The 16,130-nt window shown below is 68.9% G+C and carries 10 protein-coding genes and 1 pseudogene; 4 read left to right on the top strand and 7 right to left on the bottom strand.

The features are described from left to right. Positions 1-53: 53 nt before the first annotated feature. A complete protein-coding gene (locus tag QMK30_RS06000; RefSeq protein WP_283516085.1) occupies positions 54-4,997 on the bottom strand; it encodes an NAD-glutamate dehydrogenase in 4,944 nt (1,647 codons plus the stop codon). A gap of 633 nt (positions 4,998-5,630) precedes the next feature. On the opposite strand from QMK30_RS06000, the pseudogene QMK30_RS06005 reads away from it, so the two are divergent. Then, positions 5,631-6,197: pseudogene (locus QMK30_RS06005) on the top strand (DJ-1/PfpI family protein). Between the two features lie 93 nt (positions 6,198-6,290). On the opposite strand, the gene QMK30_RS06010 reads toward QMK30_RS06005, so the two are convergent. Next, the gene (locus QMK30_RS06010; protein ID WP_283516086.1) at positions 6,291-6,956 is read right to left on the bottom strand and encodes an HAD family hydrolase; all 666 of its coding nucleotides are present in this window, start codon (positions 6,954-6,956) and stop codon (positions 6,291-6,293) included. A gap of 95 nt (positions 6,957-7,051) precedes the next feature. Beyond that, positions 7,052-7,558, bottom strand: a complete 507-nt coding sequence (locus QMK30_RS06015; protein ID WP_283516087.1) for a DUF6912 family protein — start codon at positions 7,556-7,558, stop codon at positions 7,052-7,054. A gap of 274 nt (positions 7,559-7,832) precedes the next feature. Between QMK30_RS06015 and QMK30_RS06020 the strand changes: the two genes are divergently transcribed. Beyond that, on the top strand, positions 7,833-8,279 hold the full coding sequence (locus QMK30_RS06020; protein WP_283516088.1) for an Rv3235 family protein: 447 nt from the start codon (positions 7,833-7,835) through the stop codon (positions 8,277-8,279). Positions 8,280-8,484: 205 nt separating this feature from the next. Here the strand turns inward: QMK30_RS06020 and secA are convergent, their stop codons facing one another. Beyond that, positions 8,485-11,286: a preprotein translocase subunit SecA gene (gene secA / locus QMK30_RS06025; protein WP_283516089.1), complete on the bottom strand. Its 2,802-nt coding sequence runs from the start codon at positions 11,284-11,286 to the stop codon at positions 8,485-8,487. 228 nt (positions 11,287-11,514) lie between these two features. On the opposite strand from secA, the gene QMK30_RS06030 reads away from it, so the two are divergent. Next, a complete protein-coding gene (locus tag QMK30_RS06030; protein WP_283516090.1) occupies positions 11,515-12,090 on the top strand; it encodes a GNAT family N-acetyltransferase in 576 nt (191 codons plus the stop codon). Between the two features lie 50 nt (positions 12,091-12,140). Continuing rightward, positions 12,141-13,313 carry a winged helix-turn-helix domain-containing protein gene (locus tag QMK30_RS06035; RefSeq protein WP_283516091.1) on the top strand — a complete coding sequence of 391 codons (1,173 nt, stop codon included), beginning with the start codon at positions 12,141-12,143 and terminating at the stop codon, positions 13,311-13,313. 7 nt (positions 13,314-13,320) lie between these two features. On the opposite strand, the gene QMK30_RS06040 is transcribed toward QMK30_RS06035, so the two are convergent. The 3 genes from QMK30_RS06040 to QMK30_RS06050 all read right to left on the bottom strand — a co-directional run bounded on the left by QMK30_RS06040 (position 13,321) and on the right by QMK30_RS06050 (position 16,039). Then, on the bottom strand, positions 13,321-14,079 hold the full coding sequence (locus QMK30_RS06040) for a response regulator (RefSeq protein ID WP_283516092.1): 759 nt from the start codon (positions 14,077-14,079) through the stop codon (positions 13,321-13,323). A 174-nt stretch (positions 14,080-14,253) separates the two neighbouring features. Continuing rightward, on the bottom strand, positions 14,254-14,955 hold the full coding sequence (hpf, locus tag QMK30_RS06045) for a ribosome hibernation-promoting factor, HPF/YfiA family (protein WP_283516093.1): 702 nt from the start codon (positions 14,953-14,955) through the stop codon (positions 14,254-14,256). A gap of 319 nt (positions 14,956-15,274) precedes the next feature. Beyond that, a complete protein-coding gene (locus tag QMK30_RS06050) occupies positions 15,275-16,039 on the bottom strand; it encodes a ComF family protein (protein ID WP_283516094.1) in 765 nt (254 codons plus the stop codon). Between the last annotated feature and the right edge of the window lie 91 nt (positions 16,040-16,130).

Raw genomic sequence — 16,130 nt, forward strand, 5'->3', positions numbered from 1 at the left:
CCCCACCTTCCGGTGCGGGGCGCCCCCTGTTTCGTACCGCTGTCACGGATGGATCAGACGCGCGTACGCAGCATCGTCCGCATCGTCCGCATCGCGACCGACAGGTTCGCCAGGTCGAAGGCGTCCGAGCCCTGGATCTCCTCCAGTGTCGTGCGCGCGCGGCCCAGGATCGCCGCGTTCTTCTCTTCCCACGCCTTGAAGCGCTGCTCCGGCGTCGAGGTCCCGTTGCCGACGGACAGCACGTCCTGCGTCAGTCCGGCGTGCGCCGCGTACAGGTCCTCGCGGATGGAGGCGCGGGCCATGGACTGCCAGCGGTCGGCCCGCGGCAGCTCGATGATCCGGTCCATCAGTTTGGTGACGGACAGCCGGTCGGCGAGGTCGTAGTACACCTCGGCGACATCCATCGGAGCCTTGTCGGTCCGCTCGGCGATCGCCACGATGTCGAGCGCGGGGAAGGCGGAGGAGAACCCGGCCACCCGCAGCGCGAGCTCCTCGGGAACACCCGCTCCGGTCAGCTCGTCGACGATCCCCTGGTACCACTCCTGGTCCGCGCCGCGCAGCATCTTCGGCAGCTCGTCCCAGACCCTCGCCACTCCCTCGCGGAAGAACTGGATGGTCTCGCCGATCTCCAGCGGCTGCGGGCGGTTGCCGAGCAGCCAGCGCGTGCCGCGCTCGACGAGACGGCGCGAGTGCAACCGGATCCGGGTCTGGACATCGGCCGCGACCACATTGTCGAGCGCCTCGACGGCGTCCCAGACCTTACTGAGCCCGAAGATCGCGCGGGCCGCGAACTGCGCCCGTACGATCTCCTCGATCGAGGCCCCGGTCTCCTCCCGCAGACGGTGCAGGAAGGTCGAGCCACCGGTGTTCACGGTGTCGTTGACGAGCACCGTCGTGATGATCTCGCGACGCAGCGCGTGCGCGTCGATCTGCTCGGCGAACTTCTCCCGCAGAGCCTCGGGGAAGTACTCGTGCAGCAGGACCCGCAGATGCGGATCGTCCGGCAGGCCGGTGTGGATCAGCTCGTCCGCCACCGTGATCTTGGTGTATGCGAGGAGCACGGCGAGCTCGGGCTGGCTCAGGCCGCGGCCGTTGCTCAGCAGTTCGCGGATCTGCCGGTCGGTGGGCAGGAACTCCAGCTCACGGTTGAGATGCCCGTCACGGCTCAGCCTGCGCATGAAGCGCTGGTGGGCGTGGAGCAGCGAGGGCGCCTGCACGACGGCGTTCGACAGGGCCACGTTCTGCGCATAGTTGTTGCGCAGCACCAGCGTGCCGACCTCGTCGGTCATCGCGGCGAGCAGCTTGTTGCGCTGCTTGACGGTCATGTCGCCGTCCACCACGAGGGCGTTGAGCAGGATCTTGATGTTCACCTCATGGTCGGAGGTGTCCACGCCCGCACTGTTGTCGATGGCGTCGGTGTTGATCCTGCCGCCGGCCCGCGCGAACTCGATGCGGCCGAGCTGGGTCGCGCCCAGGTTGCCGCCCTCGCCGACGACCCTGGCCCGCAGGTCCTCGCCGTTGACGCGGATCGCGTCGTTCGCCTTGTCGCCGACATCGGTGTTCGACTCACCGGCGGACTTCACGTACGTACCGATGCCGCCGTTCCACAGCAGGTCGACCGGCGCCTGGAGGATCGCCTTCATCAGATCGGCCGGGGTCATCTTGCTGACGCCCGCCTCGATTCCGAGGGCCTCGCGCAGATGCGCGTTGATCGGGATCGACTTGGCGCCGCGCGGGTGGATACCGCCACCGGCCGAGAGCAGCGAGGTGTCGTAGTCGCCCCACGAGGAGCGCGGCAGCTCGAAGAGACGGCGGCGCTCGGCGTAGGACAGCGCCGCTTCCGGATTCGGGTCGATGAAGATGTGCCGGTGGTCGAAGGCGGCGATCAGCCTGATGTGCTCGCTGAGCAGCATGCCGTTGCCGAAGACGTCACCGGACATGTCGCCGACGCCGACGACCGTGAAGTCCTCGTTCTGGGAGTCGTGGCCGAGCTCGCGGAAGTGCCGCTTGACGGACTCCCAGGCGCCGCGGGCCGTGATGCCCATGCCCTTGTGGTCGTAACCGACCGAGCCGCCCGACGCGAAGGCGTCACCGAGCCAGAAGTTGTACGCGACGGCGATCTCGTTGGCGATGTCGGAGAACGTCGCGGTGCCCTTGTCGGCGGCGACGACGAGATACGTGTCGTCCTCGTCGTGGCGCACCACGTCCTTCGGCGGTACGACCTCGCCCGCCACCATGTTGTCGGTGATGTCGAGCAGCGCTGAGATGAAGGTCCTGTACGAGGCGATGCCCTCCGCCATCCAGGCGTCGCGGTCCACGGACGGGTCCGGCAGGTTCTTGGCGACGAAGCCGCCCTTGGCACCGACCGGCACGATGACGGTGTTCTTCACCATCTGCGCCTTGACCAGGCCGAGTACCTCCGTACGGAAGTCCTCACGGCGGTCGGACCAGCGCAGGCCGCCGCGGGCGACCTTGCCGAAGCGCAGGTGAACGCCCTCGACGCGCGGCGAGTACACCCAGATCTCGTACGCCGGGCGGGGCGCGGGCAGGTCTGGGATGACCTGCGGGTCGAACTTCATCGAGACGTACGAGTGCGGCTCGCCCGTCTTCGTCTTCTGGAAGAAGCTGGTGCGCAGCGTCGCCTTGATGACGGTGAGGAAGGACCGCAGGATCCGGTCCTCGTCGAGCGAGACGACCTGGTCGAGCGCGCCGTCGAGCTCCTCCAGGAGCCCGTCGGTCAGCTCGGTGCCCGCGCGCTGGCGGCCCGGCGACATCCGCGCCTCGAAGAGGGAGATCAGCAGCCGGGTGGTGTGGACGTTGTTGCGGAGGGTGTCCTCCATGTAGTCCTGGCTGAAGGTCGAACCGGCCTGGCGCAGGTACTTCGCGTACGCGCGCAGCACCATCGCCTGACGCCAGTTCAGCCCGGCGCTCAGGACGAGGGAGTTGAAGCCGTCGTTCTCGGCCTGTCCCGTCCACACGGCGGCGAAGGCGTCCTGGAAACGTGCCCGCGCGTCGTCGGCGAGGTAGTCGCCGTTGTTCCCGTTGCCGGTGGGCTTGGGCATGCGCAGGCCGAAGTCGTAGATCCACGCGTGCGTGCGGTCCGCGCAACGCAGTTCGTACGGACGCTCGTCCACGACCTCGACGCCGAGCCGCTGGAGCACCGGCAGGACGGCGGACAGCGAGACCTGCTCACCGATCCGGTAGATCTTGAAGCGGCGCTCGTCGGGACGCGCGCCGACCGGCTCGTACAGGGAGAGCGCGAAGTCGTTGCGGCCGTGGGTGAGCTGCTCCAGGTGAACCAGGTCGGCGACGGCGGAACGCGGCGAGTGGTCGGCCTTGTAGCCCTCGGGGAAGGCATGCCCGTACCGGCGCAGCAGCTCGGCGGCGCGCTCCTCGCCGCACTCGGCGTTCATGGCCTCGGCGAAACCGTCGGCCCAGGAGCGGGCGGCCTCCACGAGGCGGGCCTCGATGCGCTCCGTGTCGGCGTCGGTGAGCGCGGTCAGCTCGGTGCCGACCGGGACGCGGACCACGAAGTGCAGCCGGGAAAGGATCGACTCGGTGTTCCAGGCGGTGAAGTCGACGCTGATGCCGCCGAGCTCCTCCTTGAGAATTTCGATCAACCGCAGCCGGACACCGGTGGTGTAGCGGTCACGGGGCAGATAAACGATCGCCGAGTAGTAGCGCCCGTACTCGTCCTGGCGCAGGTACAGCCGCAGCCTGCGGCGCTCCTGGAGGTACAGAACGGACGTCACGATCGACCGGAGCTGGTCGACGGGCGTCTGGAAGAGCTCGTCGCGCGGGTACGTCTCCAGGATCTGGAGCAGGTCACGGCCGTCGTGGCTGTTGGGCGAGAAGCCCGCGCCTTCGAGGACCTCGGCGACCTTGCGGCGGATCACCGGGACGCGGCGCACGGACTCGGTGTACGCGGCGGAGGAGAACAGGCCGAGGAAGCGGCGCTCACCGACGACGTTGCCCTCGGTGTCGAACTTCTTCACGCCGACGTAGTCGAGGTAGCTCGGCCGGTGCACGGTCGAGCGGCTGTTGGCCTTCGTCAGTACGAGGAGCTTGTGCTCACGGGCCTTGGCACGGGCGTCCGCGGGCAGTCGGCTGAAGGACGGGCTCACGGGGTGCGCCTCGTCGCCGCTGTGGTGCGGGTCGGAGCGCAGGATGCCAAGTCCGGTGCCGGGGACGGCGGCGAGCGCGTCACTGTCGGTCAGCTCGTACTCGCGGTACCCGAGGAAGGTGAAGTGGTTGTCTGCGAGCCAGCGCAGCAGCTCACGGGCCTCCTCGACCTCCTGCTCGCGCAGGTCGTCGGCAGCGGGCTCGCTCGGCAGGTGTTCCGCGATGCGCAGCGCGGCGTCGCGCATCTTCTCCCAGTCCTCGACGGCCTCCCGGACGTCGGACAGGACGCGCAACAGATCGGCGGTGATCTGCTTGAGGTCGGCGCGGTCGGTCTCGCGGTCGGCCTCAACATGGATCCAGGACTCGGTGACCGCGTCGTGCGGGAGCTTCCCGCGCCCCGCCTCGGCCGTGAGGACCTCGATCAGCTTGCCGGTCACATCACGGCGTACGACGACCTGAGGGTGGATCACGACATGGATTCCGCGGCCCTGGCGGGAAAGTTCATTGGTGACCGAGTCGACCAGGAAGGGCATGTCGTCGGTGACGACCTCGACGACCGTGTGGCTGCAGGTCCAGCCGTTCTCTTCGACGGTCGGCGTGTGCACCCGGACGTTGGCGGTGCCCTGCGGGCGCTTCTCCGCCAGCCGGTAGTGCGAGAGTGCCGCACCGAATACGTCGACCGGGTCGCGGTCTGCCAGATCCTCGGGGGCCGTGTGCAGGTAGTAGCGCTGGAGGTACGCGAGGAGCGTCTCCCGGTCCGGGCTTCCCTCGCTCGTCGACCCAGTCGGAAGTTGTCCCCCGGCCGGGCTGTTCTCAGCTACCCGTGCCGCCCGTGCGAGCAGCTCGGCTTTTGCTTCGTCCAGCTTGGTCTGCATGTCCTCTGGCTCCTGTCGCGCGCCGTTGCGTGACGTAGGTGGTGAAGAAGGTGACACAACGCCACGACGCGGGGTGTCCGGTCGTAGTCGACGTTATGCCGCGGAGAGATACCCGAGGCGCAATTGGCCATTTTTGGCGGCAGGCCCGGGATTTGAAGATCGGCGAAGGCCCGGGCACGGTGGTGCTCCGGGCGCATACCGGGGGCTTCGCTGCCCCCGAGGGCTATCGCGCTGATCACGTGACAAGGCTATCGCCCTGTACCGGGGCCCCGTCATGTCCAGTCCGTGTACAAAACCGGCCGCGAAGTTTGCCAGTCTGGACAGAGACGCGCGCCCCCTAGGGAAAACCGGCCACCGGCGCCCCTCCCTGTGACGTACTCCTCACTTCCCGCCAGCCTCGGACCGCCGAGTTCCGCCCCGCGTCTCCCCGCATCGCGCTCCCCTGACCGCTCGGCAGCGCGACACCCCACAGGCTTCGGAGCCCTGCGGCGACCTCCGACCGCCAAGTCGCGCCCCGCATCTTGGCAAACCGCGCTCCACGCGACACGTTGACGGGGACAGCCAGGACGCACTGTCGAAACGCACTGTCAGGACGGAACACCGGGACGGCGCAGCCGAGCAGGGAGATCAGTCATGCCACCGAAGATCCTCATCGTGACCGGCGACGCGGCGGAGTCGCTGGAGGTCCTCTACCCCTACCAACGTCTGCGCGAGGAGGGGTACGAGGTTCACACCGCGGCCCCGGCGCGCAAGAAGCTCCAGTTCGTCGTCCACGACTTCGAACCGGGCTTCGACACCTACACGGAGAAGCCCGGCTACGGCTTCCCCGCCGACCTGGCCTTCTCCGAAGTGGACCCCGGCCAGTACGTCGCGCTGATGATCCCCGGCGGGCGGGCTCCCTAGTACCTGCGCAACGACGGGGAGCTCCACAAGCTCCTCAAGGCCTTCTTCGACTCGGACAAGCCGGTGGCCCAGATCTGCCACGGCCCGCTGCTGACGGCGGCCATCGGCGGCCTGGCCGGCCGCCGGGTCACCGCGTATCCGGCCCTGGAACTCGACATGCAGGCCGCCGGGGGGACCTTCCAGGACGCGGAAACGGTCGTCGACGGCATCCCGGGCTCGGCCTGCGCCTGGCCGGACCACTCAAGCTGGATGCGCGAGTTCCTCACGGTCCTGCGCGCGAAGAGCCCGGTGACCTGAGGTGGGTGACCTGACGCGGATGACCTGACGCGCAGGGTACGCAGGCCTGTCCGGGGGCCGGGGCGGCCCCGTCCCCGCCCCGCACGCCCCCGCTCAGGCCTGCATGCGCTGCGCCAGCAGCACCGCTTCGGCGAGCGTGTCCACCACCGGCACCCCCGCCAACTCCAGGCTCCCTCTGCTGTGCGAGCCCCCGGTGTAGAGCACCGCTCTCGCTCCCACGTGCGCCGCCGCCACCGCGTCGTCGACCGCGTCGCCGATCACGACCACCCGCTCCGGCCCGACATCGCCCAGCGCCGCGACATGGCGTGCCATGTGCGCCGCCTTGCTACCGCCGGACGGGCCGGTCCGCCCCTCGACCCGTATGAAGTGCGGCTCGATCCCGTATCCCCGCACCACCGGGACCAGCTCCTCGTGCCCGTACATACTCAGCAGCGACTGGCTGCTGCCCGCCGACCGCCACTCGCGCAGCAGTTCCTCGACGCCCGCGGTCAGCACGCACCCGACGCGGTACGCGGTGTAGTGCCGGTGGAAGGCCTCGTCCATGACCTCCCACTCCTCGTCCGTCGGCAGCCGCCCCATCAACCGCTCGTAGAAGAGCGGGATCGGTACGCAGTACAGCTCCCGGTACCGCGCCAGCGTGATCGACTCCAGGCCGATCTCGGCGAACGCGGCGTTCGTCGCCCCGATGACCGCCGAGATGTCGTCGAGCAGCGTGCCGTTCCAGTCCCAGACCAGGTGCGTCGTCATGTGCTTCCCCATGACAAGACGGTACCCATCGGGTATGACAACGCAGTCCGCCAACCTGGTCCGGTTCCGACCGAGTGACCGGGCGACCGAGCGGGGCAACCGGGCGATCAGGCGATCAGGTTCGGGATCTCCTGTACGCCGAACCACAGCAGTACGTGGTCCTCCGCCCCGTCCACCGTGAACTGCGCGTCGTCGTCGCCATGGTCCGCCGCCCCCAGCGCCCCGGCCGCCGCCGTCACATCCGTGTCGGCATCGTCGGCGTCGACATGCACCGCCGCCGCTTTCTTGAGCGGCACCGCGGCGGCCAGTCGCACCTCGCCGATGGCGGAGGCGTCCAGCCCCCGGTCGGGGTCGGCGACCGCATCCTCGTCCGGCACGTCGACGGCGACGACGACCCGGCGCCGCGCCGCGTCCGGGTCTCCGGCCAGCAGCCGCAGCGACGCGGCCGCGGCCCGGCTCAGAGCCGCGTACTCGAGCTCCTCGATGTCGTCCGAGACGTACCACTCGCGCAGGCCCGGTGTCACGGCGTAGGCGGCCAGCGGGCCGGGGCCCAGCTCGCCCGCCTTGTGCGCCTCAGCGAGACCGGGAAGGGTCAGGGGGACGTAGACGCGCATGGCAGGCCACTTTCGTAGTCGGGGAGACGGACCCAAGGATACGTACGGAGTCCCCTTTCGGGGTGCTCGTCCCGGCCCCCGCGGCGTCCACCCGAGGGACCTCTCACGGGCCGCCCGCCGCCTGGTACCGCCGGGCGGCCACTCGGATAGGTGATCCTGACGGCCCCCGCCACAGCGGCTCCCGCGCCTTGCCCGTCACCCCGCTTCCCCCGTAAAAGATCCACAGCAGAAGTTACTGACCGGTACACAACGGGCACGGCAGAGCGGGGCAGAGATGAGCAAGGACAGGACCCGGCCACAGGGACGTAGCGATCAGCGCGGGCCCGGCACACCCACACCAGCGGCCCGTCGGCAGCAGCCTCGGTCGCACCCCCGCCCCACCACCCCGCACGAGATGTTCGCCGAGCGCCTGCTGGCGGTGCTCAGCGGCCGACGCCCGGTGCACTGGATGCTCGGGCACACCATCGGCGAGGCGTACGAGCAGCTGGTCCAGCTCGCCCCCCGCACACCGTTGAGGACCCGGGGCGCCCTGCCCGTCGTACGCAACTGCGGCGGCTTCCACCCCCGCCCCGGAGTGGTCGAGGCGTTCGCCAGCATCGCGGCCGGTGAGCAGGTGCGGGCGATGGCGTTCCGCCTGGAGCAGGGGGCCGACCTCCGCTGGCGCTGCGCCGCGGTGGAGCTGGGCGGCGACCCGGTGGGCGCGACCCGAGCACGCGCCTAGAGACAGCCCGGAGACAGCCACACACGCCCACGCGCAGGCGCTGAGACACGGAGGCACGAGGGCGACAGGAGCACCCGGGCACAAAAGGGGCACCACACCAGCGCACGCGGCCGGGGCCGGACACCGATGCGGTGTCCCGGCCCCGGCCGGTGGGACTCCGGCGGCCGTGAAGCGGCCGGACCTGCGTTCGTGTTACCGCCCGCTGCTACTTCTTGCGGCGGCGGCCGCCGCCCTTCTGCGCCTTGCGCCGCTCGGCGCGGGTCAGGCCGTCCGTCTCGGAACGGTCGGACCCGTCATCGTCCTGGAAGTCGCCCTCCACAATGCCGCCCTCCCCGTCCACCGTGGGAGCGGAGAAGTGCAGCCGGTCGGGCCGCTGCGGAGCGTCCAGGCCCTTGGCCCTGATCTCCGGACGGGCGTCCTTCTTGGCCAGCGAGGTCTTCTCGGAGGAGTCCTGCACGGGGACTTCCTCGACCTGCTGATCGACCTGGACCTCCAGGTTGAACAGGTAGCCGACGGACTCTTCCTTGATGCCGTCCATCATCGCGTTGAACATGTCGAAGCCCTCGCGCTGGTACTCCACCAGCGGGTCCTTCTGGGCCATCGCGCGCAGGCCGATGCCCTCCTGGAGATAGTCCATCTCGTAGAGGTGCTCGCGCCACTTGCGGTCCAGCACGGAAAGCACCACGCGGCGCTCCAGCTCACGCATGATGTCCGAGCCCAGCTCCGACTCGCGCTCCGCGTACTGCTCGTAGATGTCGTCCTTGATGGACTCACCGATGAACTCGGCGGTGATACCCGCGCGGTCGCCCGCCGCGTCCTCGAGCTCATCGACGGTGACCTTCACCGGGTAGAGCTGCTTGAACGCGCCCCACAGCCGGTCGAGGTCCCACTCCTCCGCGAAGCCCTCTACGGTCTCCGCCTGGATGTAGGCGTCGATCGTGTCGTCCATGAAGTGACGCACCTGGTCGTGCAGGTCCTCGCCCTGCAGGACCCGGCGGCGCTCGCCGTAGATGACCTCGCGCTGCCGGTTGAGGACCTCGTCGTACTTCAGGACGTTCTTACGGGTCTCGAAGTTCTGCTGCTCGACCTGCGACTGGGCCGACGCGATCGCGCGCGTCACCATCTTGTTCTCGATGGGTACGTCGTCGGGGACGTTGGCCATGGCCATCACGCGCTCGACCATCGCGGCCTTGAACAGGCGCATCAGGTCGTCGCCCAGCGACAGGTAGAAGCGGGACTCGCCCGGGTCGCCCTGACGGCCGGAGCGGCCACGCAGCTGGTTGTCGATACGGCGCGACTCGTGCCGCTCGGTACCCAGCACATAGAGCCCGCCGAGGTCCTTGACCTCTTCGAACTCGGCCTTGACGGCCCGCTCGGCCTTCTCCAGCGCGGCGGGCAGGGCCGCGGCCCACTCCTCGATGTGCTCCTCCGGGTCGAGGCCGCGCTGGCGCAGCTCCGCCTCGGCGAGGTCGTCCGGGTTGCCGCCGAGCTTGATGTCCGTACCGCGACCGGCCATGTTCGTGGCGACGGTGACGGCGCCCCTGCGGCCGGCCTGGGCGATGATCGGCGCCTCACGGTCGTGCTGCTTGGCGTTGAGGACCTCGTGCTGGACGCCGCGCTTGGAGAGCTGCTGCGAGAGGTACTCGGACTTCTCGACCGAGGTGGTGCCGACCAGGATCGGCTGGCCCTTCTCGTGCTTCTCCGCGATGTCGTCGACGACCGCGGCGAACTTCGCGACCTCGGTGCGGTAGATCAGGTCGGACTGGTCGGCGCGGACCATCGGCCGGTTCGTCGGGATCGGCACGACGCCCAGCTTGTAGATCTGGTGGAACTCCGCGGCCTCGGTCATGGCCGTACCGGTCATGCCGGAGAGCTTGCCGTAGAGACGGAAGAAGTTCTGCAGGGTGATCGTGGCGAGAGTCTGGTTCTCGTCCTTGATGTCCACCCCTTCCTTCGCCTCGATCGCCTGGTGCATGCCCTCGTTGTAGCGGCGGCCGGCGAGGATACGGCCGGTGTGCTCGTCGACGATCATGACTTCGCCGTCGATGACGACGTAGTCCTTGTCCTTCTTGAAGAGTTCCTTGGCCTTGATGGCGTTGTTCAGGTAACCGACGAGGGGGGTGTTCACCGACTCGTAGAGGTTGTCGATACCCAGCCAGTCCTCGACCTTGGCGACACCCGGCTCGTGAATGGCGACCGTGCGCTTCTTCTCGTCGACGTCGTAGTCGCCGGTCTCTTCAAGGCCCTTGAGCGGATTGCCGGGTTCGCCCTTCTTCAGCCGGCTGACCAGCTTGGCGAAGTCGCCGTACCACTTGGTGGCCTGGTCGGCCGGTCCCGAAATGATCAACGGCGTACGTGCCTCGTCGACCAGGATCGAGTCGACCTCGTCGACGATCGCGAAGTTGTGGCCGCGCTGGACGAGCTCGTCCTGGGACCACGCCATATTGTCGCGCAGGTAGTCGAAGCCGAATTCGTTGTTCGTGCCGTACGTGATGTCGCAGGCGTACATCGCACGGCGCTGCGCGGGCGACATATTCGCCAGGATGCAGCCGACCTCGAGACCGAGGAACTTGTGGACCCGGCCCATCATTTCGGAGTCGCGCTCGGCCAGGTAGTCGTTCACCGTGATCAGGTGGACGCCCTTGCCTGACAGGGCGTTCAGATAGGCGGGGAGCGTGCCGACGAGGGTCTTGCCCTCACCGGTCTTCATCTCCGCGACATAGCCGAGATGCAGGGCGGCGCCACCCATCATCTGAACGTCGTAGTGGCGCTGACCGAGAACACGCTTGGCGGCTTCGCGAACGGTCGCGAACGCCTCGGGGAGCAGGTCGTCCAGGCTTTCGCCGTCGGTGAACCGCTCCTTGTACTCGTCGGTGAGCGCCCGCAACTCGGCGTCGGAGAGGTTCACGAAGTCCTCTTCGATGGACTTCACCTGGTCCGCGATGCGGTGCAGTTTGCGCAGGATCTTGCCTTCGCCTGCACGCATGAGCTTGTTGAAGACGGACACTGAGGTTGGTCTCCTTGCCGGTCGGGCCTGTGCACTGGAGGTACGCGGGCACGGCAGGTGGGCCCCACCGCAACGGCCATCGTAAGCGAGGACCTCGCCACGCCGGGAGGTCCGCCGACAGGAAGGCCCACTGTCACCCGCAGGGAGAACGGCCGGGACGCCCGGAAGGTGCCGGGCTCCCTCGAAAAGGTCTGGCGGCCGGGCAGCCGAGGAGCCGAGAATCGGCCGATGAAGCCCGTCATCCTCACCACCGAGCGACTGCTCCTGCGCCCCTTCGAGCAGGCCGACACCGATGCTGTCTTCCTGGCCTGCCAGGACCCCGACATACAGCGCTGGACATCAATTCCTTCCCCGTACGAGCGCGGGCACGCGGAGAGCTTCGTCGGACGGCACGCGCCGGACGGCTGGCGCGCGGGCACCGTCCATTGCTTCGCAGTGCTCCCCCGGGACGGCGCCGAGCTGGTCGCCGCGATCTCCGCGGCCAGGCACGGGCAGAGCGACAGCGCGGAGATCGGCTTCTGGGCGACCGCGCGGCACCGCGGCCACGGCTATGTCACTGAGGCGGCGCTGGCCCTCGCGCACTGGGTCTTCAGCACGGTGGGAGTGGAGCGCCTGGAATGGCGCGCCGAGGTCGGCAACACGGCGTCACGCGCGGTGGCCGAGAAGGTCGGCTTCGTCCTGGAGGGCACCCAGCGCTCCGCGACTGTGCACCAGGGGGTCCGCCGGGACACCTGGGTCGGCGCGCTGCTCCCGTCCGACCTCGGGCTCCCGACCGAGCGCCCGTATCTGCCTGCCAAGTCCTGAATCGCCGCAGGTCAACCCGGCTTGTCAGTGCGTGCCCCTAGGGTGCGGCCATGACGAGTCTGCTGCCGCCCACGGCCTCCCTGTCCGCCGACGAAGCCCGCAGGATCGCTCTGCGCGCGCAGGGATTCCTGGGCGCGCCCGATCGGCGGGGCGGGGTGCGCGGCATGCTGCGGCACCTGGGCGCGGTGCAGCTCGACACCATCTCGGTGCTGGCCCGCTCGCACGAGCTGATTCCGTACGCGCGTCTCGGCGCCGTGGGGCGTACGACGGTGGACGACGCCTACTGGACCGACGGTCACGCCTTCGAGTACTGGTCGCACGCGGCCTGCATCCTGCCCATCGAGGAATGGCCGCACTTCGCCTTCCGCCGTCGCGCCTTCCGCGCCCGCCCGCAGTGGCACCACGACCTGCCGGACGACGCGTACGACACCGTGATCAAACAGCTGCGCGCCGAAGGGCCGCTGACCGCCACGGAGCTGGGCGGCGCGAAGAACGGCGGCGAGTGGTGGGACTGGTCGGCGTCGAAGGTCGCTGTCGAACGGGCACTGATGTACGGAGAGGTGGTGTGCACCGAGCGGCGCAGTTGGAAGCGGGTGTACGACTTGGCCGAGCGTGCCGTCCCGGACGCCGTTCACCACGACGACCTGGACGACACCGAGTGCCTGCGCCGGCTCGTACAGCTGGCGGGAAAGTCCCTCGGAGTGGGTACCCGCGCGGACATCGCGGACTACCACCGTCTCAAGGGTGAGCAGGTCGAAGCCGTCATCGCCGACTCGGGGCTGGTCCCGGTCGACGTCGAGGGCTGGGAGAAGCAGGCCTGGGCCGACCCCGAGGCGCTGGCGAGCACGCCGCGCGGGCGCCACCGCACGACCCTGCTGTCGCCCTTCGACTCGCTGATCTGGGACCGGCCGCGCACGGAGCGGATCTTCGGCTTCACGCACCGCCTGGAGGCGTACGTCCCCAAGCCGAAGCGGATCCACGGGTACTTCGCGATGCCGCTGCTCGCGGGCGGGCGGCTGCTCGGCCGGGTCGACCCGGCGCGCGAGGGCACCACGCTGGTGGCGCGGCACGTTTCGCTTCAGGGGCCGAAGGCGGTCCGGCCTATGGCCGAGGCACTCGTGGAGGCGGCGAAGTGGGTCGGCTGCGCCGATGTGCGGCTGGAGCTGGTCGACGCCCAGCAGTTGCGCGCGCCGCTCACCGCCGAATTGGCCCGTCTGACCTGATCCGCGGTCACCTGATTTCCAGGATCTTTTCCCGCATCGCGTAGACCACGGCCTCCATCCTGGAGTGCAGTTGTAGCTTCTCCAGGATGTTGCGGACGTGGTTCTTCACGGTGTTCTCGGAGATGAACAGCTGCTTGGCGATGTCGCGGTTGTTCATCCCCGTGGCGACGAGCTTGAGCACCTCAAGCTCGCGTTCGGTGAGCCGCGGCGCGGGGACGAGCCGGCGCTCGTCCGTGCGCTGGATCATCGACTTGAACTCGGTGAGGAGCTTGGACGCCATCGACGGACTGATCTGCGACTGGCCGTCCGCCACCGCGCGGATGGCGGTGGCCACCTCGTCGGTGGAGATCTCCTTGAGCAGGTAGCCTGTCGCGCCCGCCTTGATCGCGTCGTAGAGGTCGGCCTCCTCGTCACTGATCGTCAACATGATGATCTTCGCGCTGGGAGCCACCTCCTTGATCGAGGTGCATGCCTCGATGCCACCGCGCTTGGGCATCCGCACATCCATCAGCACGATGTCGGGGAGCAGGTCGGCAGCCTTGTCCACAGCCTCGGCCCCGTCACCCGCCTCGCCGACGACCTGAATGTCCTCCTCCTGCGCGAGGACGATCTCAAGTCCCCGGCGGAAAAGGGCGTGGTCGTCGACGACAAGGACCCTGATGGGCTCCTTGCGCGACCCACTCGTGTCCATACCGCCGTTACCACCGACGCCGACGCCGCCGGCCCCGTCGTCCTCGTCATGCACCGGACCGAAGCTGTCCGCCATCGTTCCTCCCCCTGAAGGCCGTGGCCCGAGAATCATGAGCTGTGCCAACCACAGTCCGCAGAGCATCGATTGGCCTGCGACGCCATGATTTCATGCCGGGACGACAGAACGGTGACGAAGTGGTCGCACAGTGGTACGACGCGCAGCCCTCGTGGGTTCAGCGCGTCCGGCGGGTCACCCGCCGAGTGCACCGCCGGCGCCGCCCACCTCTGTCTCGGCGAAGGGGTCGGTCGTCAAGTGAATGACTCCGTAGTCGTAGGCGTGCCGCCGGTAGACGACACTGGGTTCCTTCGTCTCCGAGTCGACGAAGAGATAGAAGTCGTGCCCGACCAGCTCCATTTCGTAGAGCGCCTGGTCGAGCGTCATCGCCGCGGCGACGTGTGTCTTCTCGCGGACCACCAGAGGTCCTTCGCCCTGCACTTCGAGCGAGCCGACCATGGTGGTGGGAACCGCCTGGGGCGCCTCGGCCACGGCCACGGCGGCGCCGAGCTCTCCACTGCCATTGAGGGGCGCCGAGTTGGCCACGGTCGTACCGACCTCGGCTGCCGACAGCCGTCCGGTGCCACGACGTGTGTGTCGCTTGTCGTGCTGCTTGCGCAGCCGCGCCTCCAGCTTGCCGGTAGCCAGGTCCAGCGCTGCGTACGGGTCGGCCGCCGACGCCTCTGCCCGGATCACCGGTCCACGCGAGTGAAGCGTGATCTCCACACGGTCGGAACGGTCCGCCTGCCGCGGGTTGGGCTCCTTGGACACCTCGACGTCCAGGCTGATCACTTTGCCGTCGAGCTTCTGGATCTTCTCCAGCTTCAGCTTCTCGGCCACGTGCCTCCGGAACCGCTCGGGTACCTCGGTCTTGCGGCCCTTGACGACGATGTCCACGCAGAACTCCGTTCCCGGATAGCCCCGCTCAGCGGCGGAGCATCTCCCTTTTGCACCAGGCCCCGACGAACACCGGAGCCTCGGACTTGGCGACTTCCACCTCCTCCTCCCCAGGGGACAAGATCCCCACCCGTCGACTTCGACCTTTCGAGCTGAGGGAAAAACCCAAGCGCCCTAGTCCGATAAGTGAGGCACAGGGTCTGCTTTTCCTCACAACCGAACATAGCTCTCCCGGACGCATGTCGGCACCCGCTACCGGCGCGTACCTCCATTGAGGTGCTTTTTCCCTCTCACCACCTGCAACGACGCAAGTTCCCCGTCAGTTCCGGTTTATTCCGAAGGAAAGCGAGGGTGCTGCCACCACCGCTGCGCTCAGGTGTCGGAAACCGTGAAAATCGGGGGGCACGGCGGCACGCAGTGCCCGAGCGGCCTCCACGAGCGAGGCCCCGGTCGTCATCAGATCGTCCACCAGCACCACCCTGCGGCCCTCCAGCAGCCCGGGACCCCCTGCCACCATCTCCAGGGCCCCCGCGAGATTCGCCAGCCGCTCCGGGGCCCTCAGACCCGACTGGTCACTCACCGCCCGGCGCTGCCGCAGCACCGCGAGCACCCGTGCGGCTACCCCGGCCCGGCGCAGTTCACCCGAAGCGGCGAGCGCGATCCGGCGCGTGGGGTCGTGTCCACGCGCCCTGGTCGCCCGCCTCGCGGACGGCACGGGTACGAGCAGCAGCGGTCCGCAGCCCCCGGACACATCACCGTCCGGAGACCTTCGGGTGCCCGGCGCACCCGCCCCGGACGCTCCGACCAGGACCGCGCCCGCCAGCGCGCCCCCGAGCGCCCCGGCAAGCTCCAGTGCGCCCCGCTCCTTGTGCCCGAGCAGGACGGCCCGCACCGCGTCCTCGTACGGAGCGGCGGCGTGGACCACCGGCAGCCCCGGCGGCTCGGGCGACGGCCGGACCCGCCGGGGCCCGGCGCCGCACAACGCCTGTCGACACCCCTCGCACAGCGCCGTACGCGGTCTGCCGCAGCCCCCGCACCCGGCCGGCAGCAACAGACCGGCGGCTTCCCGCCACCACCCCCGCATGGCATCCACTCTGCCAAGCCAGGCGCGCCTCAACCACCCCTGTGGAAAACCCGCGCGGACCTGTACGCGAACGCACGAAGACGTACGAAAC

Origin of the sequence: Streptomyces sp. H27-C3 (genome assembly GCF_030063415.1) — a bacterium.
Taxonomy (GTDB): domain Bacteria; phylum Actinomycetota; class Actinomycetes; order Streptomycetales; family Streptomycetaceae; genus Streptomyces.

Bases quoted from the DNA above. Each gene is read 5' to 3' on its own strand.
- QMK30_RS06035 (WP_283516091.1), top strand. From the start codon at position 12,141: ATGACGAGTCTGCTGCCGCCCACGGCCTCCCTGTCCGCCGACGAAGCC.
- QMK30_RS06000 (WP_283516085.1), bottom strand. From the start codon at position 4,997: ATGCAGACCAAGCTGGACGAAGCAAAAGCCGAGCTGCTCGCACGGGCG.
- QMK30_RS06030 (WP_283516090.1), top strand. From the start codon at position 11,515: ATGAAGCCCGTCATCCTCACCACCGAGCGACTGCTCCTGCGCCCCTTC.
- QMK30_RS06010 (WP_283516086.1), bottom strand. From the start codon at position 6,956: ATGGGGAAGCACATGACGACGCACCTGGTCTGGGACTGGAACGGCACG.
- QMK30_RS06015 (WP_283516087.1), bottom strand. From the start codon at position 7,558: ATGCGCGTCTACGTCCCCCTGACCCTTCCCGGTCTCGCTGAGGCGCAC.
- QMK30_RS06040 (WP_283516092.1), bottom strand. From the start codon at position 14,079: ATGGCGGACAGCTTCGGTCCGGTGCATGACGAGGACGACGGGGCCGGC.
- QMK30_RS06050 (WP_283516094.1), bottom strand. From the start codon at position 16,039: ATGCGGGGGTGGTGGCGGGAAGCCGCCGGTCTGTTGCTGCCGGCCGGG.
- QMK30_RS06020 (WP_283516088.1), top strand. From the start codon at position 7,833: ATGAGCAAGGACAGGACCCGGCCACAGGGACGTAGCGATCAGCGCGGG.